Source organism: Streptomyces sp. NPDC094034 (assembly GCF_040303865.1).
Taxonomy (GTDB): domain Bacteria; phylum Actinomycetota; class Actinomycetes; order Streptomycetales; family Streptomycetaceae; genus Streptomyces.
Genome location: NZ_JBEOUD010000036.1, coordinates 34,456 through 57,959 on the forward strand (window position 1 = coordinate 34,456; position 23,504 = coordinate 57,959).

Genomic DNA, 23,504 nt, shown 5'->3' on the forward strand with positions numbered 1-23,504 from the left:
GCTGGTCAGCTGCCTGATCAGCCGCCTGGTCAGCCGCCGCACTGCTGGAGCATCGTCCGCTTGTCCGCCGCGGTCACGGGCATCTCGTACTTGAGCGCGACCTGACCGAAGCGGACCGCGTACGCGCACCGGATCGCCTTGTCCGGCGGAAGCCAGGACGCCGGACCGGAATCGCGCTTGGCCGAGTTGGCACGGCCCTCCACCGGCAGCAGATTCAGCACGTCGTTCGCCAGTTGGCGGCGCTTGTCCTCGGACCAGCGGGCGGAGCCGAGCTGCCAGCTGTACGACAGCGGCACCACATGGTCTATCTGCACCTCGCTCGCCCGCTGCTTGCTCCACTCGATCGTCGTGCCGGTGTAGGGATCATGCAGCGTCATGGAGGCGACCACGCAGTCGGAGCCCGAGCGGAAGCGCAGCTCCTGGCCGTCGCGGCGCAGCAGATCGTTGCGGGTGTCGCAGCCGTTCCGCGCCAGCGGCACCCCGTCCGCCGTGTCTGTCCAGGCGGGGCCGAACTCGTCCCGGTCATAACCGGTCTTGGGCCCCCGCCCGGCGGTGCGTACCCGTTCGATGAGCTGCCGCGCGCTCTCCCGGTCGGCCTCGGAACTGATCGCCGCGAGCCCCGGCTTCGTCCCGTCGGGATTCCCGAGCGGCCCGGCACCGGATCCGCCACCGCTCGGCGCCGACGCGGACGCCGACGCATCGGGGTCGGCGTCCAGCTCCCCCGTACACCCCGTCAGCACCACCGCGGACACCAGGGACACCACGGGAAGGGCAAGAGCCCTTCCCCCACGACACGTTCGCGCTATTCGTTCCTCAAGACTGCTCACCGCCGCACTCTAATGCGCGGCGGTGACCACCGGATCGCGGCCGGCCGGCCGGACAGGACCTACGAGCCCAGGATCGTCGCCAGGAACTCGCCCGTCCACGCGAGCAGTTCACGCCCCACGACCGGCTTGCCGCCGATCTTCCCGCTCGTCGGGCGCGGTACCAGGATCTGGTGCGCCGGCGCCTTGATGACCGTACGGGGATAGAGCCGCTTCAGGCGCAGCTCCTGCGACTCCCTCAGCTCCACCGGCGCGAACCGGATGTTCGCGCCCTGGAGCACGATCTCGCCCACCCCGCACGCCCGCGCGAGCATCCGCAACCCCGCCACCAGCAGCAGATTCTCCACCGGCTCCGGGAGCTTGCCGTAGCGGTCGGTCAGCTCCTCGCGGACCGCCGCGATGTCCTCCTCCGAGTTGGCCGAGGCGATCGCGCGGTACGCCTGGAGCCGCAGCCGCTCGCCCGGCGCGTACTCGTGCGGGACATGCGCGTCGACCGGCAGCTCGATCTTGACCTCCAGCGGCGGCGCCTCCTCCACCCCGCCCTCGATGGACGCGCGGTAGTCGGCGACCGCCTCGCCCACCATCCGTACATACAGATCGAATCCGACACCCGCGATATGCCCCGACTGCTCGCCGCCGAGCAGATTGCCCGCGCCGCGGATCTCCAGGTCCTTCATCGCGACATACATGCCCGCGCCCATCTCCGTGTGCTGGGCGATCGTCGCCAGCCGCTCATGGGCGGTCTCCGTCAGCGGCTTCTCCGGCGGGTAGAGGAAGTACGCGTAGCCGCGCTCCCGGCCACGCCCCACCCGGCCCCGCAGCTGATGCAGCTGCGAGAGACCGAAGTTGTCACCGCGCTCCACGATCAGGGTGTTGGCGTTCGAGATGTCGATCCCGGACTCGACGATCGTCGTGGAGACCAGGACGTCGAATCTCTTCTCCCAGAAGTCGACCACGACCTGCTCCAGCGCGCTCTCGCCCATCTGGCCGTGCGCCGTCGCGATCCGCGCCTCGGGGACGATCTCGCGCAGCCGCGCCGCCGCCCGGTCGATCGACTCCACGCGGTTGTGGATATAGAAGACCTGGCCCTCGCGCAGCAGTTCACGCCGGACGGCCGCGCCGATCTGCTTCTGCTCGTAGGGGCCTACGAAGGTCAGCACCGGATGGCGCTCCTCCGGCGGCGTGGTGATCGTCGACATCTCACGGATGCCCGTGACGGCCATTTCGAGCGTACGGGGGATGGGTGTCGCGGACATGGTGAGGACATCGACATTGGCACGCAGCTTCTTCAACTGCTCCTTGTGCTCCACGCCGAACCGCTGCTCCTCGTCCACGATGACCAGCCCCAGGTCCTTGAACCTGGTCTCGGACGAGAACAGCCGGTGCGTACCGATGACGATGTCGACCGCGCCCTCCCGCAGACCCTGGAGCGTCGCCTTCGCCTCCGCGTCCGACTGGAAGCGGGACAGCGCCTTCACGGCCACCGGGAACTGCGAATACCGCTCGGAGAAGGTGCCGAAGTGCTGCTGCACCAGCAGCGTCGTCGGGACGAGGACCGCGACCTGCTTGCCGTCCTGGACCGCCTTGAAGGCCGCCCGTACGGCGATCTCCGTCTTGCCGTAGCCGACGTCGCCACAGATCAGCCGGTCCATCGGGACCGTCTTCTCCATGTCCTCCTTGACCTCGGCGATGGTGGAGAGCTGGTCGGGCGTCTCCACATACGGGAACGCGTCCTCCAGCTCCCGCTGCCAGGGGGTGTCGGGGCCGAAGGCATGGCCGGGGGCCGCCATCCGCGCCGAGTAGAGCTTGATCAGGTCGGCGGCGATCTCCTTGACCGCCTTCTTGGCGCGCGCCTTGGTCTTCGTCCAGTCCGCGCCGCCGAGGCGGTGCAGCGTCGGAGCCTCGCCACCCACGTACTTGGTGACCTGTTCCAGTTGGTCGGTGGGGATGTAGAGGCGGTCGCCCGGCTGGCCGCGCTTGGCCGGGGCGTACTCGACGAGCAGATACTCCCGGGTCGCGCCCTGCACCGTGCGCTGCACCATCTCGACATAGCGGCCGACGCCGTGCTGCTCATGGACGATGTAGTCGCCCGTCTCCAGCGTGAGCGGGTCGATGGTCTTGCGGCGCTTGGCCGGCATCCGGGCGCCGTCCTTGCCCGCCGCCTTCTGGCCGGAGAGATCGGTCTCGGTGAGCACGGCGAGCTTGAGGTCCGGGTCCACGAAGCCGTAGTCGATCGAGCCGCACGCGACATGGACCAGCGACGGGGCGATCTCCTCCAGACCGCGGGCGGTGCGGGCCCCGGGGGTGTCGAGCCTGGCCGGGATGCCCTCGCCGCCCAGAACCTCGACCGTACGGGCCGCCGTGCCGTGCCCCTCCGTGACGAAGACCGTACGCCAGCCGTCCGCCAGCCAGCCCTTGGTGTCGGCGAGCGCGCGTGCGGTGTCGCCGCGGTACGACTCCGGGGCGCGCATGCCCAGCGTGATGGCCTCGCCCGAGGCGTCCTCCAGCTCCTCGTCCACGGCGAACGGGGACACCGACCACCACATCATGCCCAGCTCACGGGCATGCTCCCGGATGTCCGCGATGCCCCGCAGCGAGGCCGCGCCGACATCGATCGGGGCCTCGCCGCCGTCGGCGCTCGCCGCCCACGACGCCTGGAGGAACTCCTGGCTCGTCGCCACCAGGTCCGCCGCCCGGGTCCGTACCCGCTCGGGATCGCAGACCAGCGCCATCGAACCGGCGGGCAGGACATCGAGCAGCAGCTCCATGTCGTCCACGAGGACCGGCGCCAGGGACTCCATGCCCTCGACCGCGATCCCCTCCGCGATCTTGCCGAGCAGCTCGCCCAGCTCCGGATGCAGCTCCGCGAGCGCGGCGGCCCGCTCCCGTACCTCGGGGGTGAGCAGCAGCTCCCGGCAGGGCGGCGCCCACAGTCCGTGCTCGGCCACCTCCAGGGAGCGCTGGTCGGCCACCTTGAAGTAACGGATCTCCTCCACGTCGTCGCCCCAGAACTCCACCCGCAGGGGGTGCTCCTCGGTGGGCGGGAAGACATCCAGGATGCCGCCGCGCACGGCGAACTCGCCGCGCTTCTCGACCAGCTCGACCCGGGCGTACGCGGCGGCGGCCAGCGCCTCCGTGATCCCGTTCAGATCGGCGCTCTCGCCGCTGCGCAGCGCGACGGGCTCCAGCTCGCCGAGCCCCTTGACCTGCGGCTGGAGTACGGAGCGTACGGGCGCGACCACCACACTGACCGGGCCGGCCGTGGGGTCGTCCTTCGCCGGGTGCGCGAGCCGGCGCAGCACGGCGAGCCTGCGGCCCACGGTGTCGGAGCGGGGCGAGAGCCGCTCGTGCGGCAGGGTCTCCCACGACGGGTACTCGACGACGGTGTCCGGGTCGAGCAGCGAGCGCAGGGCCGCCGCCAGATCCTCGGCCTCCCGCCCGGTCGCGGTCACGGCCAGCACGGGCCGCCCGGCCTCGCGCGCCAGCGCGGCCACCGCGAAGGGCCGCGCCGCGGGCGGTCCGACGAGGTCGATGTGCGGGCGGTGACCCTCGGCGGCGGCCTTCACCGCTCCGGCGAGCGCCGGGTCACGTACGACGGCGTCCAGCAGACCGTGCAGGCTCATGAAGGGGGGTTCCATCCAGGTCCGAGATCGAGCGGGTGAACAGCGTGGGCAACGCAAGGGACCCGACACGTCTCACGGGCCGGGGGTTCTCCAGCGTACGACGCCGGTGTGACACCCGGGACCGGAAGCCGGCCGGAGCCGGGCCGGGCGACGGGATCCGGGAATGATCGCACCCGCTTCGGTCATTGAGACAAGCGCGGGGGAAGCACGGGACGCGGGCCGTGACGGGCGCGACGTCCGACGCCGGATTCCGACGACGGGATGGATCACCATGCCTCTTGAGGGTGAGTACGAGCCCAGCGCGATGCCGATGGCACGCGAGCAGGTCGAGGTGTACGAGAGCTCGGGCGGTACGAAGGGAACGACGATGAACGGCCTGCCCGTCATCGTCCTGACCACCCGGGGCGCGAAGAGCGGCAAGATCCGCAAGAGCCCGCTGATGCGCGTGGAACACGGGGGCGTCTACGCGGCGGTCGCCTCACTGGGCGGCGCCCCCAAGAACCCGGTCTGGTACCACAACATCACGGCCGACCCCCGGGTGGAGCTCCAGGACGGCCCCGTACGCCAGGACATGGTCGCCCGCGAGGTCACCGGCGAGGAGAAGGCCGCGTGGTGGGCTCGCGCGGTCGAGGCGTTCCCGCCGTACGCGGAGTACCAGACGAAGACGGACCGCGAGATCCCGGTCTTCATCCTGGAGCCGTCACCCACGCCCCACTGACCGCCACTTGCCGCCACTGACCGGCTGCCCCGGTGCCCCGGTGCCCCGAACGGTCCTGGGGCACCGGGGTCCGTCGGGCACGGGGGCGTCCCGAACCCCACGGATGAGTGGTCCGAGAGGAAACGATACCGTCGCGCGCGTATCGGCGATATCATTTCAGTCTCATGCATGGGGGAAGTAAGGGGAGGCCATGTCTCGCACCGTCATCGATCTCGACGACGACATCGTCGAGGAAGCCATGCGGCTGTACGGCTCCAAGACCAAAGCGGCAGCCGTACGCGCCGCCATGGAGGATGCCGTGAAACGGCGTTTGCGCCAGGAGTTCGCCGATGCCGTGAAGTCGGGGGAACTCGACTTCAGCGAGATCATCGAGAACACCGGCCCGGCCGGCTCCCGTCCCCGGGACCGGAAGACCGCCGCGTGAGCGTCTTCCTCGCGGACAAGTCGGCCCTGGCCCGCTGGGGACAGCCCGCGGTGAGTGAGGTGCTGGACGACCTGAACGACCGTGGCCTCCTGACGACCTGCGCGGTCGTCGAGTACGAGATGGTCTACAGCGCGCGCACCAAACAGGACGCGTCCCGCATCCGTCTCAGCCTGCGCGGCTTCGACTACGCGCCCTGCAACGACGCGGAGCACGAGCGTGCCCTGTGGCTCCAGCGCGAGGCCCTGCGCCGGGGCTTCCATCGGGCGCTCTCGCTCTCCGACGTGCTGATCGCCGCTGTGGCGGAACGGCGCGGCCTGACCGTTCTGCACTATGACGGCGACTTCGACATGATCCGTGAGATCACCGGGCAGACCATGCGCTGGGTGGTCGATCCCGGGACCGCGGACCGGTAGGCGCCCCGCATACGTGGCCACCGCACGGTGGGGCGTGGTAGCCGAAGCAACCATCCACCCATGCGGCGCATATAAGTACAATTCGCGGCATGAATATTCGGACTATCTCTTTCGGTCACCCCGACGCCGTCAAACTCAACGATCGCGTGCAGTTGGAGTACGCCGAGCGATACGGCGACGAGGGCGACGTCACGCCTCTCGAACCTGGCATGTTCGAACCGCCGCGGGGCCTCTATCTGATCGCCTACGACGACCAGGGCACCGCGGTCGCGACGGGTGGCTGGCGCACCCAGGACGAGAACGACCACGGGTACGCGGACGGTGACGCGGAGATCAAACGCATGTACGTGACCCCGGAGGCGCGCGGCCAGGGTCTGGCCCGGCTGATACTGGCCGCCCTGGAGGACAACGCTCGCGCCGCGGGCCGCACCCGCATGGTCCTGGAGACCGGCACCAAACAGCCGGAGGCCATCTCTCTTTACGCCTCCAGCGGCTACGAACCCTGCGCCAAGTTCGGCCACTACCGTTTCCACGAGCTCAGCCTCTGCTACGCCAAACCGCTGGCCGACGCCACCAACGGACGCGCCCCCGCCGTAATTCCTGCCGAGGCCGCCGGGCTTGAGGCCACGGCTCTCTGACGAGTCGTCAAGCATCAGCCGACGAGGCGGCGCCTCAGCCCACCCCGGGACTGACGACCCACGACGGCCTGCGGCGGCTCACAGCGGCAGCCGCTGGCTCCGGCCCCGGCCGTCTGCGCGGGACGCGGTGCGGGGGCTCTCGTGGCGGGGGTCCGAGGGGCAATCCCGCCGGGTCAGGGACGCGTTCAGTTGAGGACGACGACGTCCGTGCGGATACGGAGCGGGCTGTTCCAGGCGATATTGATTTTGACCGTCACGATTCCGGAGCCGGGGGCGATCCCCGTCACCGTGACGGGCGCGGCGCCGATGAACCGGACGCCGTTGGCGTCGACCTCGGACGCCGTGACGATGACCGTCGAGTTCGGGTTGATCACGTTCCAGGTGATGGGGAAGTTGACCCAGCCGTTGTACGCGCCCCAGATGACCCAGCCTCGCCACAGATCGGCGACATTGCCGCCGGTCACCGCGAGCCCGTCGGTCTGGGCAGCCACCTCTACGTTGGTTTCCGGTGCGTTGGGTGTGGACACAGCGGTGCCCTCCTTCTGAGCGGGCCCGGGAAGTCGATCGGATCGTCCGATCGAGAGGACCTGTCACCCTCAGTGTCCGGTTGACCACATAACGCTACAACCCCTCGTATGGGTGAACTCGCCGACTCGGGCGCGTTCTGACGGACAGCAACCGTCGCGCGGTGATAAATGCCCTCCGGCCCCGATGGACGTTGGAGGAACGCCCACCGAGGCCGGAGCCTCCACCGTACCGTTCTACTCGGTGGCGATCGCGTTCAGCACGTTCATCCGACCGGCCCGGAAGGCCGGCACCAGGGCGGCGAAGAGTCCGACGAAAGCCGAGGCCACGAAGACCGTCAGGATCGTCGGCCACGGTATCTCCAGGACGCCGAGACCCTCCAGGGCCAGCAACTTCTGGGCCGAGGTGCCCCAGCCCATGCCGAGCCCGAGCCCGAGCAGGGCGCCGAAGAGGGCGATGACCACCGACTCCAGCCGTATCATGCGGCGCAGTTGGCGGCGGGAGAGCCCGATCGCCCGCAGCAGACCGATCTCACGGGTCCGCTCCACCACCGACAGCGCGAGGGTGTTCACCACTCCCAGCACCGCGACGATGATCGCGAGTGCCAGCAGCCCGTAGACGATATTGAGCAGTTGGCCTATCTGGTCCTTCAAGTCCTGCTTGAAGTCGGTCTGGTTCTGCACCGTGTACTGGGGATAGGCCGCGAGCGAGTCCTTGAGGGCGGCGTACGCCTCCGTCTCCTTGCCGTCCTCGGCCGCCGCGAACATGATCAAGTTCTTGGGCATCTTGTCGGCCGGCACATACCGCTGGGCCGTCGTGATGTTCGTGTACATCGCGCCCTTGTCGACATTCGTGTCGTCCGAGGTGATCGCCGCGACCGTCAGTTCGGCACTCTTCCCGCCCGGGAAGACGACCGCCATCCGGTCACCGACCTTGACGCCATGCTCCTTCGCGTACGTATCGCCCACCGACATCGCGTCCTCGCCGTACGCCGCGGACAGCTCACCCGCGACAGTCTCGCGGCGCAGATCCTGGGCGTAGGTCGGATCGGCGGCGACGATGCCGTCGGACCGCGTCTTTCCGTCCGGGGCGGTCAGCTTGACGTCGACCCACTTGTACTCGGTGACATGCGCGATGTCCGGCGCCTTCTCCAGCGCCGCCTGGGCCTGCGGCATGATCGGCTGGCCGTTGTCGGACTGGACGATGAAGTCCGCGCCGACCGACTTGTCCAGCTCGTCGGTCGCGGAGGCGACCATCGAGGAACCGACCACCGACAGACAGGCCACCAGCGCCAGCCCGATCATCAGCGCGGCGCCCGTCGCTCCCGTACGCCGCGGATTGCGCAGCGCGTTGCGCTCGGCCATCCGGCCGACCGGGCCGAACATCCGCAGCACGACCGCGCTGAGCGCCCGGACCAGACCGCCGGCCAGCAGCGGACCGATCACGACGAAGCCGATCAGCGTGCAGACCACGCCCGCCCCGAGGAAGACCGAACCCTCACTCGCCTCGTCGGCCCGCGTCGATATGAAGAGCGCGGCACCGCCGGCCCCGGTGAGCACCAGACCGATGGCCGCCCTGACCCATCCGGCCCGGCCGTCGGCGGGGGTACCCGCGTCACGCAGGGCCGCCATCGGCGAGATCTTCCCGGCCCGACGGGCGGGAACGTACGCGGAGACGACGGTCACGACGACACCGAGCACCAGCCCGATCGCCGGAGTCGTCCACTTGACCGTCAGATCCTGGGTGGACAGATCCATGCCCATGGAGGACATCAGCTTCATCAGCCCGACGGCCAGCCCCACCCCGGCGGCGACCCCGGCGATCGAGCCGAAGATCCCGAGCAGCACCGCCTCCAGCAGCACCGAGCGGTTGACCTGCTTACGGCTCGATCCGAGGGCCCGCATCAGACCGATCTCGCGGGTCCGCTGCGCGACCAGCATCGAGAACGTGTTGACGATCAGGAAGATACCGACGAGGAAGGCGATCCCCGCGAAGCCGAGCATCGCGTACTTCATCACGTCGAGGAAGGAGCCGACATCCGCGCGGTTCGCGTCCGCGGCTTCCTTCTGCGTCTGGAGCTTGTACGCGCCGCCGCCGAGAGCGGCCGCCACATCCCGCTTCAGATCGCTGTTGCCGACGCCCTCGGCCGCGGTGACATTGACATGGGTGAACCGGCCGGTGTCCCCCAGCAGTTCACGCTGGGCGGTCGCCGTGTCGAAGAAGATGACCGCCGCACCGGGGTTGGTGACGGTGAACGTGGCGATACCCGAGATCTTCGCCCGGAAGTCACCCGTGACCGCGATGGTGCGCAGCTCGTCTCCGATCGCGAGGTGGTGCTTCTCGGCGGTGTCGGCGTCGACCATCACATCGGTGGGCCCACGCGGCGCGTGACCCGAGGTGATCTCCATCGAACGGAGGTCGTTACGCGTCCAGTTGCCCGCGATCGTCGGGGCGCCGCTGCTCGCGCCCACGTTCTTGTTGTCGGCGTTCACCACCGTCACGCTCATGCTGCTGACGGCGCCCTCGGCGGACTTCACTCCGTCCGCCGTCCGCACCGTCTCGACGACCGAGGCGGGCAGCGACTCGGGCTTGCCGGTCTGGGAGGTCTCGTCCCCTCCCTTGGCCGCCTTGGGACTGACCGTGACATCCGAGGACGTCGCGGCGAAGAGCTTGTCGAACGTCGTGTTCATCGTGTCCGTGAACACCAGGGTGCCGCTGACGAAGGCCACCGACAGCAGGACGGCGACGGCGGAGAGCGCCATCCGCCCCTTGTGCGCCAGGAAGTTGCGCATGGAGGTTCTGAACACCGTCATGACGTACGCCCCCGGGCGTCGAAGTCCTTCATGCGGTCGAGCACGGCGTCGGCCGTCGGACGGAGCATCTCGTCCACGATCCGGCCGTCCGCGAGATACAGCACCCGGTCCGCGTACGACGCGGCGACCGGGTCGTGCGTGACCATCACGATCGTCTGGCCCAGCTCATCGACCGACCGGCGCAGGAAGCCAAGCACCTCGGCGCCCGCGCGCGAGTCCAGGTTCCCTGTCGGCTCGTCACCGAAGATGATCTCCGGACGGGCGGCGAGCGCCCTGGCCACCGCGACCCGCTGCTGCTGACCGCCCGACAGCTGGGTCGGCCGGTGCGAGAGCCGGTCGGCCAGGCCCACCGTCTCCACGACCCGCCGGAGCCACGGACCGTCCGGCTTACGGCCCGCGATGTCCATGGGCAGCGTGATGTTCTCCAGCGCGTTGAGCGTCGGCAGCAGATTGAACGCCTGGAAGATAAAGCCGATCCGGTCCCGGCGCAGCTGGGTGAGCTTCTTGTCCTTCAGCTTCGTGATCTCGGTCTCGTCCAGAAAGATCTCGCCCGCGCTCACCGTGTCCAGGCCCGCGAGGCAGTGCATCAGCGTCGACTTGCCCGAGCCGGACGGGCCCATGATCGCGGTGAACTGCCCGCGGTCGATGTCCACATCGACATGATCGAGCGCCACGACCCGGGTCTCCCCCGCGCCGTACGCCTTGACGACCTGCCGCGCTCGCGCCGCGACGGCCGTACGCCTTCCAGTACCCCCGTGCCTGGGAATGGTCACAGCCGTTGTCACGGTAAGTCTCCTATTTCGCTTGATACACCGAGTGTTCGTCTGGCGGTGTTCTGAGTCTGCTGGTTTCGGGGGCCCCGGCGCGCTGGTGCACAGCACAGTCTTCACCTGGGGTTTTCCCCACCCCTCTGCTGCGGTGAGCCCCATTCGCGGGCTCTCGCCGCCGTAGGAGCACGTAGGAGCACGTAGGGCAAACATAAAGAACCAGCCACCGCCCCCTCGTCCTCCGACGGGACGAACGACCCCTGGCCCGAAGTAAGGAGGAGCCCCTAGGGGACCGCGCCCCGGGCCCTCCCCCGCGCGAGGCCCGGGTGAGAGGGTGGCCTCCTGGAGATACATGCATAGGGAAGGGATCCCGTGAGCGGCGCCGGCGGAAGTACCGAGGACTCCGGACGTACGGAAGCGACACCCGCCCCCCGGGCCACGGCCCCGCCACCCGGCCCGGCGCGAGGTCGCGGCCCCGTCGTCGCCGCCCTGATGCTCGGCATGGCACTCGCCGCGCTCGACGGCACCGTCGTCTCCACGGCCGTCCCGCAAATCGTCGGCGACCTCGGCGGATTCGCCGTCTTCTCCTGGCTGTTCTCCGGCTATCTGCTCGCCGTGACCGTCACCCTGCCCGTGTACGGAAAGCTCTCCGACACCTTCGGCCGCAAGCCCGTCCTGATCGCGGGCATCATCCTCTTCCTCATCGGCTCACTGCTCTGCGCCACCGCCTGGAACATGGCCTCGCTGATCGCCTTCCGCGTCGTGCAGGGGCTCGGCGGCGGCGCGCTCCAGGGCACGGTGCAGGTCATCGCCGCCGACCTCTACCCCCTCAAGGAACGCCCCAAGATCCAGGCCAAACTGTCGACGGTCTGGGCCACCTCGTCCGTCGCCGGCCCCGCCCTCGGCGGACTGCTCGCCGGATACGCGGACTGGCGCTGGATCTTCCTGATCAATCTGCCCGTGGGCGCGCTCGCGCTCTGGCTGGTGGTCAGATATCTGCACGAACCGAACCGGACCACCGCCAAATCGAAAGCCAAATCGAAAGACACCACCAAAACCACGGCCGAAGCCACCGCCAAAACCACCGCCACCGCCAGGCCCGCCGGCACCGCCACCAAGGGCGCCGACACGGCCTCGGACCCGGCGCCGCGCCACCGCGTCGACTGGGCGGGCGCGCTGGCCGTCTTCGCCACCGGCGCGCTGCTCCTCACCGCCCTCGTCCAGGGCGGCGTCGCCTGGCCCTGGATCTCCACGCCCTCGTTCGCCTTCCTCGGCGGCAGCGCGGTTCTCGCCGCCGTCACCGTCGTCATCGAACGCCGCGCCACGGACCCGATCATCCCCGGCTGGGTCTGGCGCCGCCGTACCATCGCGGCCGTCAACCTCGCCCTCGGCGCGCTCGGCCTGCTGATGATCGCCCCGACCGTCTTCCTGCCCACGTACGCGCAGTCCGTGCTCGGACTCGGCCCGATAGCCGCCGGCTTCGTCCTCTCCGCCATGACGCTGAGCTGGCCCGTCAGCGCGGCCTTCGCCAACCGCCTCTACAACCGCATCGGCTTCCGGCTGACCGCCGTCATCGGGATCTCCCTCGCCATGCTGGTGCTGCTCGCCTTCCCGCTCCTCCCCTATCCCGGCCAGGCCTGGCAACCCGCGCTGATCATGCTGCTGCTCGGCGCCGCGCTCGGGATCTTCCAACTGCCCCTGATCATCGGGGTCCAGTCGACCGTGGGCTGGTCGGAACGGGGAACGGCCACGGCGTCCATACTGTTCTGCCGCCAGGTCGGCCAGAGCGTGGGCGCCGCCCTCTTCGGTGCGGTGGCCAACGGCGTACTGGCCGCCCGCCTCACCAACGCCCCCACCCCCGGACTCCCCGACGACCTCGACTCCGTCTCCAAAGCCCTGGAGAACCCGGCCACACTCACCGCCGAGGCCGCGGACTATCTGCGCCGGGCGATGGACAGCGCGGTGGAGTACGTCTACGTAGGTGCCGCGGGGGCGGCCGCCGTCTCCCTGCTGGTGCTCATATTCGTGGCCCCCCGCCGGTTCCCCGTCCTCAAGGATCCCGAATAGGTACTCAAGGACCGGCCCCGGAAGGGGTACTCAAGGATCCCTCACCGCCCGCGCCACGCCTCCACCCGCGCCCGCGCCACGCCCTCCGCCAGCGCCACGCCCCGCCACTCGTCCGCCCGCGCCTCTCGTCCGCCCGCGCCACGCCCCCGCCCGCGTCACTCCTCCGTCGGCGCACGACCCGTGAGCGCCGCCAGAGTGGTCCGTACGTGAGCCATGTGCGCTCGCATTTCCTCGCACGCCGCCGAGTGCTCCCGCATCAGCCGTTCCGTATCGCGCGCGACGCCCTCCGCGTCCGCGCGCGCCCGCGCGAGCAGTTCCTCCGCCCGCGCCCCCGCGTCCTCCTGGCCATGGCGAGCCTGTTCGCCCGCCTCCGAGAAGGCCCGCTGCGCCGCCATCAACTGGAGCTGGGCATACGCCGTGAGTTCGTCGTGCTGGACCCGCGACGCGGCTTCCCGCTCGGCGAATTCGCGCTCCGCCGCCGCCAGCTCGTCATCCTGCTTCCGCTCCTGCTCGTCGATCACCCCCTGGGTGCGCCGGCGCACCTCTTTGAGCGCGGCAAGCGATTCCGCGCGGAGCGCCGTGACCTCGCGCCGCGCCTCGGCCCTCGCCGCCTCGGCCGCGCCCCTGGCCGCGCGCAGCACCTGACCGGCGTACGCCTCCGCCTCCGCCCGTACGGCGTCGGCCCGTTGACGCGCCGCCTCGCGCAGCTGATCGGCCGCCGTACGCGACGTGTCGATCACCGCCTGGGACTCCTCGCGCGCCTCGGTCCTTACCGTCTCGTCCTCCTGCTTCGCCAGGGCCAGGATCTGCTGCGCGCGGTGGCCGAGCTTCTCGTACGTCTGCGGCGGCAGCGCCGCCACCCGCTCCCGGAGCCGCTCCGCCTCGCCCTCCATCTCCTTGGCGAGGACGGTGAGCCGCGCCACGCGTTCCCAGGCGTCGTCACGGTCCCGGAACAGCGCCGTGACCTCCCGCTCGACCTGCTCGGGGCGGTAGCCACGGCCACGTACGGGCGCGAAGCCATGAGCCGACAACGGTGCGGCAGCCATCCTTGAAGCCCTTCTCCGACACGACACAGAACGCCATCCGGCACAATCCTGCTGGAGCGAGCCGAAGCGCCCATACCACGACACTCCGCCCAGCCACCCCGGTCAAGGATGCGGCATGAACCCCGAAAAGGTGGAAACGTGGAAAATCGGAAAAACGGAACGGCCGGAGCGCCCACCGCGAAGTGCGGCAGGCGCCCCGGCCGTCCCCGAGACCACGCGTCGTCAGAGCGTCAGTGCGTCAGAGCTCAGGGCGTCAGAGCAGTCCGTCCCACATCTGCTCCAGCAGCACCGACCACCAGTTCTCCGGCGACGACAGCGCCGCCGGGTCCAGCGCCGAGAGCTGCGCCTGGAAATCGACGGTCCAACGGCCCGCCTGCTCCGGATTGAGCCCGAACCTCAGCCGCCACATCCGCCCGAGCAGCGCCAGCGAACGCGTGAACTCCGGTAGTCCGGTGTTCACGAACTGCGGAGGCACCGACTGCCCGCCCGGCCCAGCCTCGACCGGTACAGCCATGATGTGCGCCGTGCCGTACTGGACGCACAGCGCGCGGCCGAAGTCCGTGCCCATCACCAGATACGAACCCGCGTCCGGGGCCGGGCGCACCTGCCGCTGCGCGGCCAGTTCGGCCAGTGTCGGGACCACCGGCTGGGCGGGCTGCGCCCAGAAGAACGGCCCGACATCGGACGGCAGCCCCGCCCACACCAGGGTGCGCGCCACGATCTCCGGCACCCCCTGACGGGACACCGCCCGCTGGTCGAACCGGCAGATGCCCTGCGGACCGAACGCCGCCACCAGCTCCTGCGCGACTCCCTCGGGAGGGATCGGCGGCGCGGGCGGCATCTGCGGCAGCGGCGCACGCACCGGCGCGGGCCGGGCGGGACCGTCCGCGACCTGGTGCAACTCACCCTGGTGGGTGAGCAGATGCTGCATGCCCTGCTGCCTGCTGGCGTGGTCCTGGCCGTACGGGGCGACGCTGGTGATCCGGACCTGCGGCCACGTCTCCCTGATCATCCGCGCGCAGTAGCCGCCGGGCAGCTCGCACGACTCCAGCTCCGTGTGCAGTTCGAGCACCTGCTGCGGCGGCACGTTCATGGCGCGCAGCTCGTGCAGGAACTGCCACTCCGGGTGCGGGGTGCCGGGCGCGGAGCGGCGGATGAGCTGGGCCTCGGAACCGTCGGGCGCGCGGTAGCGCAGCACGGCCTGATAGCCGGGGCCGACGGTCGGCGGACCGGCGGGCTGCTGCGGATAGCCGTACGCCGGAGGCTGGGGGTGCGGGGCCGGCGGCGGTACGGGACCACCGGGACCGCCGGAGCCGGGGCCCCCTGGCGGCATGCCGGGAGCCACGCCCGGCGGACCGGACGGCGCGCCCGGCGGACCTGGCGGGTTCGGCGGACCTGGCGGGTTGGGCGGCTGCGGTCCCACCTGTCCCGTGCTCGCGAGCATGGTCGCCGCGTGATGTCCCTCGCCCGAAGACGCACCAGGAGGTCCCGGAGGCCCCGGAGGACTGGACGGACCGGGCGGACCCGGAGGCTGCGGAGCGCCCGGCGGCCGTGGTGGCCCCGGCGGCCGGCCGGCCTGGTCCGGGTCCGCGAACATCGTCGCCGCGTGATGCACCCCGCGCGGAGGCGTACCCGGAACCCCGGGCGGACCGGGAGGCGGCGGAACGCCGGGGGTACCAGGGGCACCGGGGGCACCCGGAGGGCCGGGCGGGCCAGGCGGGCCAGGCGGCCGCAGTGCGTTGGAGCCGGCACCGCCGAGGCTCGGGGACAGCTGCGTCGGCAGATAGCCACTCGCCGGAACACCGGGCGTACCGGGACCCGACGGCGGGGGAGTCGCACCCGGCGGACGCGCGCCGGGAACACCGGGCGTGCCCGGCGGCGGCGGAATCGTCGCACCGCCACCGCGCGTACCACGCGGGGGTACGGCCGCCTTGCTGGTCGCCGCATCGGCGATATCGCCCGCCCCCGCTCCCGTCCCGGCCCCGGAGCCAGATCCGGCCGCGGAGCCGGACGCCTGCCCCGCACCGGAACCAGGTACGGCGGATCCCCCGGGCACCGGCCCCGGCTCCCCTCCCGCCAGTCCCTGAGCGAGTGTCGTACGCGGCAACTGGCTGCCGCCCGACATCAGCGCGGTCGGCGCCTCGGCGGCCACGACCGGTGGCGGCGTGTCCTCGTCGTCAGCCCCCGAGAGCGGGGGCGCGAAGACCGTCGCGGGCAGCGGTACGGACCCGTCCTCCGACGTGGCCGACAGGCCGTTGGTGTCGGTCCCGGTCCAGGGCGTGGCCCCGGTCGGCGCACCCGGCGTCGCGACGGGCACCCCGTCGTTGGAGGTGGGCTCGTACCCGTCCGACCAGGCGGAGCTGCCCTGCGAGGCGTTGCCGCCACCGGGCGACCCGCCGGTACCCGAACCGGCCGTTCCCGAACCACCCGAAGAACCCGGAGCACCCGGACCACCCGAACCACCCGAACCACCCGGAGCGGACGGAGCCGAAGAAGCGACCGGAACAGGCGACGGAGAAGGCGAAGATGAGGACGAAGGAGAAGGCGAAGGATCGGAGGAAGGCGCGGGGGAAGGGGAAGGAGACGGGGAAGCCTCCGCCGTCCGCCCGTCCGGAATCCCGAGCTTGTCCGCCGCGTCCTGGAGCCATTCCGGCGGGGTCAGCAGGAACGACGTCTGGTTCAGATCGATACGCCGCGGCGCCTCCGGAGCGGTCGGCGCCGCCTCCGGCATCCCGTACTCCTCCTCGTACCGGCGGATCACCTCCCCCACCGGCAGCCCCGGCCACAGCGTCGCCTCACCGCTGTCCCTGGCGATCACCAGCCGCTGCCGCCCGCCGTCCGACGTCGGACCGCCCTCGCGGTCCTCCGCCCACACCACGAAGCCCAGCTCGAACTCCCGCACCCGCACCTCACGGTGCTGGTAACCGGGCAGATCGGCGTTGACCCACTCTTCCGCGCGCTCCTGCGCCTGCGCGAAGGTCACCATCGCGCTCACCCCTCCACCGGGACGGCGCGCGCGAAGCCGCCGTCCACCATCAGGTTCGCCACGGTCTCCAGCTCCGGCGGATTGCCCGCCAGCCGCAGCAGGAAGGCGTCGAAGTCGTCACCACAGGGCAGCAACAGCCGCTCCACCCGCTCCCCCACGCTCCAGCCGTCCTGGTCCCTGGCGTCGTCGTACGCGCAGAACCAGACCGAACCGACCCGGTCACCCTTGACCTTGACCGCCAGAATGCCGCCCTGGACGAAACCGACGGCCAGATAATCCTTGGTCAGATGGTCCCGCAGACACTTGTTCGCGTACACCAGGTCGTTGACAGCGGCCACATCCCGCACGGTGAAGAACGGCTGGTCCACCAGCAGCCCCAGCTCCGCGTCGAGCGCCGCGCCCACCGGCGCGCAGCCGCCCGCCGCCTTCAGGAACGAGCGGTAGGCGCCGGGCAGCCGGTAACCGAGATCCTCCTCCACCCCCAGCAGCTGCTGCTCGCTGACCGACAACGCGGCCTTGGGCAGCCCGAAATGGGCCGGCCGGGTCTCCTGAAGAGGACGCGTCCCCCGCTTGCCGTGATCCACCCGTGCCGTCGCCAGACCACCGTGATGACGCAGCAGCGCCTTCACCTCCACCGGCACGAGCACCATCCGGCGCGAGGCCCGCAGATGGTGCCACGTCCAGCCGTGCGGTGTGGCCACCGACGGGACCGTGTCCCACAGTTCATGGCCCGCGGCGGCCAGCGCGGCATTGGCCGACACATAGTCCGTGAGCCGCAGCTCGTCCACGCCGAACCCCGCCGGGGGCTCGGCTATCTCCGCGGCGGCACGCGCGTACGGCGAGAAGTCCGGATAGCCGTCGTCATCCACCCGTACACCTCTGGGGTGACGGGAGGCCCGGACCGGATCCGGGAAATGCACGACCTGCCCGGCGTAGGCCGCGTTCGGTGGCGCGGCTTGCTGCCCGAGCCGACCTGTCGTCATGGCGGTTGCCCCCTGCTGCGCTTCCGGCTGGTTCCACAGCCCTGGTTGCAGGACAGCCTATGCGGTGGTGCAAGAGGGGATCCGACGCTCCTCCCCCCGGCCGTATCCCCCCGTCCCACACCCCTGTCCCACACCCCTGTCCCGGACTTCCGCCGCCCTTGTCCCGCCCTTGTCCCGCCCTTGTCATTCACGCGTCCTCACCCGTGTCGCCATCCCTCCGCACTACGCCGATCGGGCGTACTCCGAGACGAAGGGCAGGCCCCGTGACGGGCGGTTACGCAGGCGTGACCCAACGCCGACGCCACGCCACGATCCACGCCCCAGCTTCCCGAGGGCCCGCCGCATTTGGCAGGCTGTGCAGGCGAACAGGGGCGTGACAGCAGGAATACGGGGGCGTGAACGAGCGGCTGCCCGGCCGCCGGCACCGGGAGGGGACAGCACATGCACACCGCACCAACCGACGCGTCCGGGGACCCACGCCTCAGCTGGAGCAGCACCGAACCACACCGTCCACCGGTGCTCCACCGGCGCAGGGACGGCATCCTGCCCGCCGTCGCCGCCGCGCTCTCCGTCCGCGGCCAGACCCTCACCTGCACCGCCGGCAAAGCCGACCAGCCACCCGTACTCCACCCCCTCGTACAGGACTTCCTCGACACCCTCACCAGCGGCCAGCGCGAACGGTTCACCGGCCGCTGCCCCGAGGCGATCCTGCTCTCCCGCCAGTTGACCGCCGCCGAGGCCGGACGCTCCAAACGGGCCAGACGAAAACCCTTGTCCCACAGCGAGGCACGCCGCTCCCTCAAACACGCCAAACTGACCGCCCGCCGCATCCGCGAGGACGGCGACCCCCTGCACGGCAGCTACGCCCCGCCCTGCCGCTCCTGCGCGCCGCTCCTCGCCCACTTCGGCGTACGGCCCGTCGACCCCACCGAGAACGGCTGAGCGCATGCGCGACCCGCACACCACCCGCTTCCCCCTCCCCGTCGACGCCGCGCTGCGCGAGGCCGGCTGGCAGCCGGGGCGCTGGGACATACGGCAGGCCGAGGAGTGGGCCGACGCGCTGCGCGCGCACACCACACCCGCCGGCCACCGGCACGCCGTCTTCCCGGCCGCCGTCGAGGCCTGGGCGGAGTTCGGCGGACTGCGCGTCATCGCCCCCGGTCCCGGCCGGCAGATCGCCCCGGCCGTCGTACGGATCGACCCGCTGGCGGGCATCCACCTCACCCGTACGCTCGCCGACCTCGGCCGCTCCCTGGACACGGAGATCAGCCCGCTCGGCGAAGAGGGCGACGGACAGGCCATCCTCGCGATGGACCTCACGGGCCGCGTCTTCAGCATCGACCACACCGGGGACTGGTACCTGGGCCCGGACCTCGACCAAGCGCTCGGCACCCTGCTCACGGGCCTGGAACCGGCACGCCTCACCTCCGGCTGAGAGCCGAAGGCCCGAAAGCCGAGGACCGAGGGCTACGGGCTACGGGCTGACGGCCGAGGCTGAGACACGCCTCACATCCGGAGGGACCGGCGTCAGGCGGCCCGGCGGCCCGGCAGCCCGACCACGGGACGGCGTCAGGCGGCCCGGCGATGCGGCAGCACCGCCGACACGCGAAAACCCCCCGCGTCCGTCTCACCCGAGACGAACACCCCGCCCAGCGCGGTCACCCGCTCCCGCATCCCCACAAGACCATTACCGCCACTCGGCAGCCGTACATCGTGCGCACCACCGTCCGAAGGCCCGTTCTCGACCTGCATCGCGACCTCCCCGTCACGGTGCGCCAGCCGGACCATCACCTTCGCGCCCGCCGCGTGCTTCAGCACGTTCGTCAGCGCCTCCTGCACCACGCGGTACGCCGTCTGCTCCACCTCGGGCGCGTACGAACGGGACTCGCCCTGCACCGTCAGCTCGACGACCATCCCCGTATCCCGGGACTCCCCGACCAGCACCTCGATGTCCCCCATGCCCGGACCGTCCTCCGCCGCGGCAGCCGCGGCGGCAGCGGCAGCCGCGCCCACGGCGGCCAGCGGCACCGCCGCCGGAGCGTTCGCCGACACCGCGTCCGACGCCTGGCGCGCCGCCACCTGCTCCCCGGCCCGCAGCACCCCGAGCATCTCCCGCAGCTCCGTGAGCGCCTGCCGCCCCATGTCACCCACCAGCGCCGCGTTCTTCACCGCCTTCGGCGGATCCTTCAACGCGACCGCCTGGAGCGCCGCCGCGTGCACCACCATCAGACTCACCCGGTGCGCCACGACGTCATGCATCTCACGGGCGATCCGCGTCCGCTCCTCCGTACGCGCCCACTCCGCGCGCTGCTCGGCCCGGTCGGCCAGCAGCGACAGCTCCTGCTCCAGACTGTCCGCCCGCTCGCGCAGGCTCTCCATCAGCCGCCGTCGCGCCCCGACATAGAGCCCGAACAGCACCGGCGGCGCCGTCAGCCCCAGCGACATCAGAACCGCGACCAGGGGCACGTACCACCCGGCCGCGTCGAACCCCGAGACGGACACGTTCTGTCGCATCCGTACGTACGTGACGATCAGCGTGCCGACGAGCGACATGCCGGTCAGCGCGCCGAGAATCCGGCGTGGGGCCTCCGAGGCGGCGAGCGTGTACAGCCCGACCACCCCCATCAGATAACCCATCTCCGCCGGAATGATCGCGATCGAGACGAGCACCACGGCGAACGGCCACCGCCGCCGCACCAGCAGCACCGCGCCGGCCAGCAGCCCGAAGACCACCCCCAGCGGCACGGGCAGCCCCGCCACGTCCGCGAATCTGCTCCCCTCAAGCCCGCACTCCAGGGCCGACACCAGTGCCAGCCCCACGTCCAGTACGGCGCTGCGCCGTCGTCCCCACCACCACCAGCCGCGGGCGTTCGCTCCCGCGGCGTCCTGGTGTGCCCCCGTTGTGGTCATGTCTCCCACCCTACGGGCGCCCGCCCCCCAATTTCCGGCGACCACCACAGCACGGGACGGGACGGGACACGCGGGGAAGGCGCATCGATAGCTCGAACTGGTGAATCGCCCGCACATTCGAGCCGGACGTCCGCATTCCGGACGACGATCTCCGTATGACAGCGATCCACGGCAGCTACGCCGACTTCGAGGGATTGAGGCGACAGGCCGTCGCACTGCGCCGCCAGGGCCTCAGTCGCCGCCAGATACGCGACCGGCTCCACGTACACAACAACGACATCCTCAACCGCCTCCTGGAAGGCGAGCCACCCCCGGACTGGACGAAGCGCCCGAACGCCAAGGACGACCTCCGCGAGAAGGCACGCGAGCTGCGCCTGAAGGGGCTCACGTACGACCAGATCCAGGTCGAGTTGGGCTGCTCGAAGAGTTCGATCTCCCTGTGGGTACGGGACCTGCCGAAGCCGGAGCCCCGCTACACGGAGGAGGAACGACGCGCCCGCATGAACGCGGGCCTAGCCCGTTTTCGTGAGGCTCAGGAGCTGGAGCGGGAGGAGACGAAACGCTCAGCACGCGAGGAGATCGGCAGGCTCTCCGACAGAGAGCTGTTCATGACAGGAGTCGCCTTGTACTGGGCCGAAGGCGCCAAGGACAAGCCGTACGCCCGCCGCGAGTCGCTCCTGTTCATCAACAGCGACCCCAATGTGATCAAGCTCTACCTGCGCTGGCTCGAACTGCTGGACGTCACGCGCGACCGGATGCACTTCCGGGTCAGCATCCACGAGTCGGCGAATGTCCCGGAGGCCGTGCGGTTCTGGGCCGATCTGGTGGGTGTTGATCCATCCATCTTCCAGAAGACGACGCTCAAGAAGCACAACCCGAAGACCGCGAGGAAGAACACCTCCGACGCGTACAGAGGCTGCTTGATCATCTATGTGACCAAGAGCGCCGATCTTTACCGTCGCGTGGAGGGCGCCTGGTACGGCATAGTGTTAGGTGCCAATTCGACGGCCTGACCCTATGTCCGGTTTCGTCGATTTTCCGCCGTAGTGTAATTGGCAGCACGGCATCCTTTGGAGATGTTCGGTCTAGGTTCGAATCCTAGCGGCGGAGCTGCGCAGTTCGGGTCCTGACCTCGCCGGTCGGGGCCCGTCCTCGTTTCCGTCACGAAACCCACCGGTATCCTGCGGTTGTCCATCACCCGAAGCCGAAGGGCATTCCCGTGAGCGCCAACCGTCCCCAAGTTCTCGGCTCCGCTCGAACAGGGGAGACCCCACTGGCCGCCGCCATCGTTCTCGCGGCGGGTGAGGGAACCCGCATGAAGTCGAAGACCCCCAAGGTTCTGCACGAGGTCTGCGGGCGCTCGCTCGTCGGGCATGTCGTGTCCGCCGCCCGTGAGCTCGATCCCGAGCAGCTCGTGGTGGTCGTCGGACACGCCCGTGAGCGGGTCGAGGGGCACCTCTCCGCCGAGTACGCCGGTGTCCGCACCGCCTACCAGGCCGAGCAGCACGGCACCGGGCATGCCGTGCGGATCGCCCTCCAGGAGCTGGGGGCCACGCCGCACGGGACCGTGATCGTCGCCTGTGGTGACACCCCGCTGCTCTCCGGCGAGACCCTCAACGCGCTGGCCGCGACGCATGCCGCCGACGGCAACGCGGTGACGGTGCTGACCGCCGAGGTCCCGGATTCGACGGGGTACGGGCGGATCGTCCGGGACGGGGCGAGCGGCGCGGTCACGGCGATCGTGGAGCACAAGGACGCCACCGACGCGCAGCGCGCGATCCGTGAGATCAACTCGGGTGTCTTCGCGTTCGACGGGCCGTTGCTGGCGGACGCGCTGGGCAAGGTGCGTACGGACAACAGCCAGGGTGAGGAGTACCTCACCGATGTGCTCGGCATTCTGCGGGAGGCGGGGCACCGCGTCGGCGCGTCGGTCGCCGTCGATCACCGCGAGATCGTGGGCATCAACAACCGCGTGCAGCTGGCGGAGGCGCGCCGGCTGCTGAATGAGCGGCTGCTGGAGCGGGCGATGCTGGCGGGGGTGACGGTGGTGGATCCGGCGTCGGTCTTCGTCGACGTGTCGGTCACGTTCGAGCAGGACGCGGTGGTCCATCCCGGTACGCAGCTGCTGGGCGCCACGCATCTGGGCGAGGGTGCCGAGGTGGGGCCGAATTCGCGGCTGAAGGACACGGTGGTGGGCGCGGGCGCGCGGGTGGACAACACGGTGGCGGACGGCGCGGAGATCGGCGAGGCCGCTTCGGTGGGGCCGTACGCGTATCTGCGGCCGGGTACGCGGCTGGGCGTGAAGGCGAAGGCCGGTACGTACGTGGAGATGAAGAACGCGACGATCGGTGAGGGCACGAAGGTGCCGCATCTGTCGTATGTCGGGGATGCGACGATCGGCGAGTACACGAATATCGGCGCCGCGAGCGTGTTCGTGAACTACGACGGTGAGTCGAAGCACCACACGACGGTCGGCTCACATTGCAAGACGGGTTCGGACAACATGTTTGTGGCGCCCGTCACGGTGGGGGACGGCGCGTACACGGCGGCCGGGTCGGTCATCACGAAGGACGTACCGCCCGGTTCGTTGGCCGTGGCCCGGGGCCAGCAAAGGAATATCGAGGGCTGGGTGGCCAGGAAGCGGCCGGGAAGTGCCTCCGCGCAGGCGGCTCAGGCGGCCTCGATCACCTCGGTCGCCGGCGAGAACGAAAGCTGACCGGAAAGAGACGCGCCGATCACGGCGTACCGTGATAACTGCACGATTCGG

The 23,504-nt window shown here is 70.5% G+C and carries 18 protein-coding genes and 1 tRNA gene; 10 read left to right on the forward strand and 9 right to left on the reverse strand.

Going from position 1 to position 23,504, the window contains the following annotated elements:
* Window positions 1–29: 29 nt before the first annotated feature.
* Window positions 30–752, reverse strand: a complete 723-nt coding sequence (locus ABTZ59_RS27225) for an HNH endonuclease family protein (RefSeq protein WP_503003759.1) — start codon at window positions 750–752, stop codon at window positions 30–32.
* Between the two features lie 134 nt (window positions 753–886).
* A complete protein-coding gene (mfd, locus tag ABTZ59_RS27230) occupies window positions 887–4,447 on the reverse strand; it encodes a transcription-repair coupling factor (RefSeq protein ID WP_351418436.1) in 3,561 nt (1,186 codons plus the stop codon).
* A 271-nt stretch (window positions 4,448–4,718) separates the two neighbouring features.
* Between mfd and ABTZ59_RS27235 the strand changes: the two genes are divergently transcribed.
* From ABTZ59_RS27235 to ABTZ59_RS27250, 4 genes are all read left to right on the forward strand, one after another.
* On the forward strand, window positions 4,719–5,165 hold the full coding sequence (locus tag ABTZ59_RS27235; RefSeq protein ID WP_351418441.1) for a nitroreductase family deazaflavin-dependent oxidoreductase: 447 nt from the start codon (window positions 4,719–4,721) through the stop codon (window positions 5,163–5,165).
* 190 nt (window positions 5,166–5,355) lie between these two features.
* On the forward strand, window positions 5,356–5,589 hold the full coding sequence (locus tag ABTZ59_RS27240; RefSeq protein ID WP_351418446.1) for a type II toxin-antitoxin system VapB family antitoxin: 234 nt from the start codon (window positions 5,356–5,358) through the stop codon (window positions 5,587–5,589).
* Window positions 5,586–6,002, forward strand: a complete 417-nt coding sequence (locus ABTZ59_RS27245; RefSeq protein WP_351418449.1) for a PIN domain nuclease — start codon at window positions 5,586–5,588, stop codon at window positions 6,000–6,002. Before ABTZ59_RS27240 ends, ABTZ59_RS27245 begins: the two co-directional genes overlap by 4 nt.
* 89 nt (window positions 6,003–6,091) lie before the next feature.
* On the forward strand, window positions 6,092–6,640 hold the full coding sequence (locus ABTZ59_RS27250) for a GNAT family N-acetyltransferase (RefSeq protein WP_351418457.1): 549 nt from the start codon (window positions 6,092–6,094) through the stop codon (window positions 6,638–6,640).
* Window positions 6,641–6,825: 185 nt separating this feature from the next.
* Here the strand turns inward: ABTZ59_RS27250 and ABTZ59_RS27255 are convergent, their stop codons facing one another.
* The 3 genes from ABTZ59_RS27255 to ABTZ59_RS27265 form a co-directional block, all read right to left on the reverse strand.
* Entirely contained in the window at window positions 6,826–7,167 is a 342-nt protein-coding gene (locus tag ABTZ59_RS27255; RefSeq protein WP_351418460.1) for a hypothetical protein, read from the reverse strand.
* Between the two features lie 234 nt (window positions 7,168–7,401).
* Window positions 7,402–9,978, reverse strand: coding sequence for an ABC transporter permease (locus ABTZ59_RS27260; protein ID WP_351418464.1), 2,577 nt, complete (start codon window positions 9,976–9,978; stop codon window positions 7,402–7,404).
* The gene (locus tag ABTZ59_RS27265) at window positions 9,975–10,763 is read right to left on the reverse strand and encodes an ABC transporter ATP-binding protein (RefSeq protein ID WP_351418467.1); all 789 of its coding nucleotides are present in this window, start codon (window positions 10,761–10,763) and stop codon (window positions 9,975–9,977) included. Before ABTZ59_RS27265 ends, ABTZ59_RS27260 begins: the two co-directional genes overlap by 4 nt.
* A gap of 354 nt (window positions 10,764–11,117) precedes the next feature.
* Here ABTZ59_RS27265 and ABTZ59_RS27270 point away from each other — a divergent pair, with 354 nt between their 5' ends.
* Window positions 11,118–12,812: an MFS transporter gene (locus ABTZ59_RS27270; RefSeq protein WP_503003746.1), complete on the forward strand. Its 1,695-nt coding sequence runs from the start codon at window positions 11,118–11,120 to the stop codon at window positions 12,810–12,812.
* 155 nt (window positions 12,813–12,967) lie between these two features.
* Here the strand turns inward: ABTZ59_RS27270 and ABTZ59_RS27275 are convergent, their stop codons facing one another.
* The 3 genes from ABTZ59_RS27275 to ABTZ59_RS27285 all read right to left on the reverse strand — a co-directional run bounded on the left by ABTZ59_RS27275 (window position 12,968) and on the right by ABTZ59_RS27285 (window position 17,827).
* A complete protein-coding gene (locus ABTZ59_RS27275; RefSeq protein ID WP_351418470.1) occupies window positions 12,968–13,858 on the reverse strand; it encodes a coiled-coil domain-containing protein in 891 nt (296 codons plus the stop codon).
* A gap of 253 nt (window positions 13,859–14,111) precedes the next feature.
* Window positions 14,112–16,844 carry an SUKH-4 family immunity protein gene (locus tag ABTZ59_RS27280; protein WP_351418615.1) on the reverse strand — a complete coding sequence of 911 codons (2,733 nt, stop codon included), beginning with the start codon at window positions 16,842–16,844 and terminating at the stop codon, window positions 14,112–14,114.
* A gap of 5 nt (window positions 16,845–16,849) precedes the next feature.
* Window positions 16,850–17,827, reverse strand: coding sequence for an SMI1/KNR4 family protein (locus ABTZ59_RS27285; protein ID WP_351418475.1), 978 nt, complete (start codon window positions 17,825–17,827; stop codon window positions 16,850–16,852).
* A 441-nt stretch (window positions 17,828–18,268) separates the two neighbouring features.
* Here ABTZ59_RS27285 and ABTZ59_RS27290 point away from each other — a divergent pair, with 441 nt between their 5' ends.
* Window positions 18,269–18,769: a YwqJ-related putative deaminase gene (locus ABTZ59_RS27290; protein ID WP_249952643.1), complete on the forward strand. Its 501-nt coding sequence runs from the start codon at window positions 18,269–18,271 to the stop codon at window positions 18,767–18,769.
* A 4-nt stretch (window positions 18,770–18,773) separates the two neighbouring features.
* Window positions 18,774–19,262, forward strand: a complete 489-nt coding sequence (locus ABTZ59_RS27295; RefSeq protein WP_351418480.1) for an SUKH-3 domain-containing protein — start codon at window positions 18,774–18,776, stop codon at window positions 19,260–19,262.
* 134 nt (window positions 19,263–19,396) lie between these two features.
* Here the strand turns inward: ABTZ59_RS27295 and ABTZ59_RS27300 are convergent, their stop codons facing one another.
* Entirely contained in the window at window positions 19,397–20,737 is a 1,341-nt protein-coding gene (locus ABTZ59_RS27300; RefSeq protein WP_351418485.1) for a sensor histidine kinase, read from the reverse strand.
* Between the two features lie 155 nt (window positions 20,738–20,892).
* Between ABTZ59_RS27300 and ABTZ59_RS27305 the strand changes: the two genes are divergently transcribed.
* From ABTZ59_RS27305 to glmU, 3 genes are all read left to right on the forward strand, one after another.
* Window positions 20,893–21,750, forward strand: coding sequence for a hypothetical protein (locus ABTZ59_RS27305; protein WP_351418488.1), 858 nt, complete (start codon window positions 20,893–20,895; stop codon window positions 21,748–21,750).
* Between the two features lie 24 nt (window positions 21,751–21,774).
* Window positions 21,775–21,847 (forward strand) — tRNA-Gln (locus ABTZ59_RS27310).
* Between the two features lie 109 nt (window positions 21,848–21,956).
* Window positions 21,957–23,453, forward strand: a complete 1,497-nt coding sequence (gene glmU / locus ABTZ59_RS27315; protein ID WP_503003750.1) for a bifunctional UDP-N-acetylglucosamine diphosphorylase/glucosamine-1-phosphate N-acetyltransferase GlmU — start codon at window positions 21,957–21,959, stop codon at window positions 23,451–23,453.
* The last annotated feature ends 51 nt before the right edge of the window (window positions 23,454–23,504 follow it).

Bases quoted from the DNA above. Each gene is read 5' to 3' on its own strand.
- ABTZ59_RS27285 (WP_351418475.1), bottom strand. From the start codon at position 17,827: ATGACGACAGGTCGGCTCGGGCAGCAAGCCGCGCCACCGAACGCGGCC.
- ABTZ59_RS27235 (WP_351418441.1), top strand. From the start codon at position 4,719: ATGCCTCTTGAGGGTGAGTACGAGCCCAGCGCGATGCCGATGGCACGC.
- ABTZ59_RS27295 (WP_351418480.1), top strand. From the start codon at position 18,774: ATGCGCGACCCGCACACCACCCGCTTCCCCCTCCCCGTCGACGCCGCG.
- ABTZ59_RS27280 (WP_351418615.1), bottom strand. From the start codon at position 16,844: ATGGTGACCTTCGCGCAGGCGCAGGAGCGCGCGGAAGAGTGGGTCAAC.
- ABTZ59_RS27250 (WP_351418457.1), top strand. From the start codon at position 6,092: ATGAATATTCGGACTATCTCTTTCGGTCACCCCGACGCCGTCAAACTC.
- ABTZ59_RS27240 (WP_351418446.1), top strand. From the start codon at position 5,356: ATGTCTCGCACCGTCATCGATCTCGACGACGACATCGTCGAGGAAGCC.
- ABTZ59_RS27290 (WP_249952643.1), top strand. From the start codon at position 18,269: ATGCACACCGCACCAACCGACGCGTCCGGGGACCCACGCCTCAGCTGG.
- ABTZ59_RS27260 (WP_351418464.1), bottom strand. From the start codon at position 9,978: ATGACGGTGTTCAGAACCTCCATGCGCAACTTCCTGGCGCACAAGGGG.
- ABTZ59_RS27300 (WP_351418485.1), bottom strand. From the start codon at position 20,737: ATGACCACAACGGGGGCACACCAGGACGCCGCGGGAGCGAACGCCCGC.
- ABTZ59_RS27305 (WP_351418488.1), top strand. From the start codon at position 20,893: ATGACAGCGATCCACGGCAGCTACGCCGACTTCGAGGGATTGAGGCGA.
- ABTZ59_RS27275 (WP_351418470.1), bottom strand. From the start codon at position 13,858: ATGGCTGCCGCACCGTTGTCGGCTCATGGCTTCGCGCCCGTACGTGGC.
- mfd (WP_351418436.1), bottom strand. From the start codon at position 4,447: ATGAGCCTGCACGGTCTGCTGGACGCCGTCGTACGTGACCCGGCGCTC.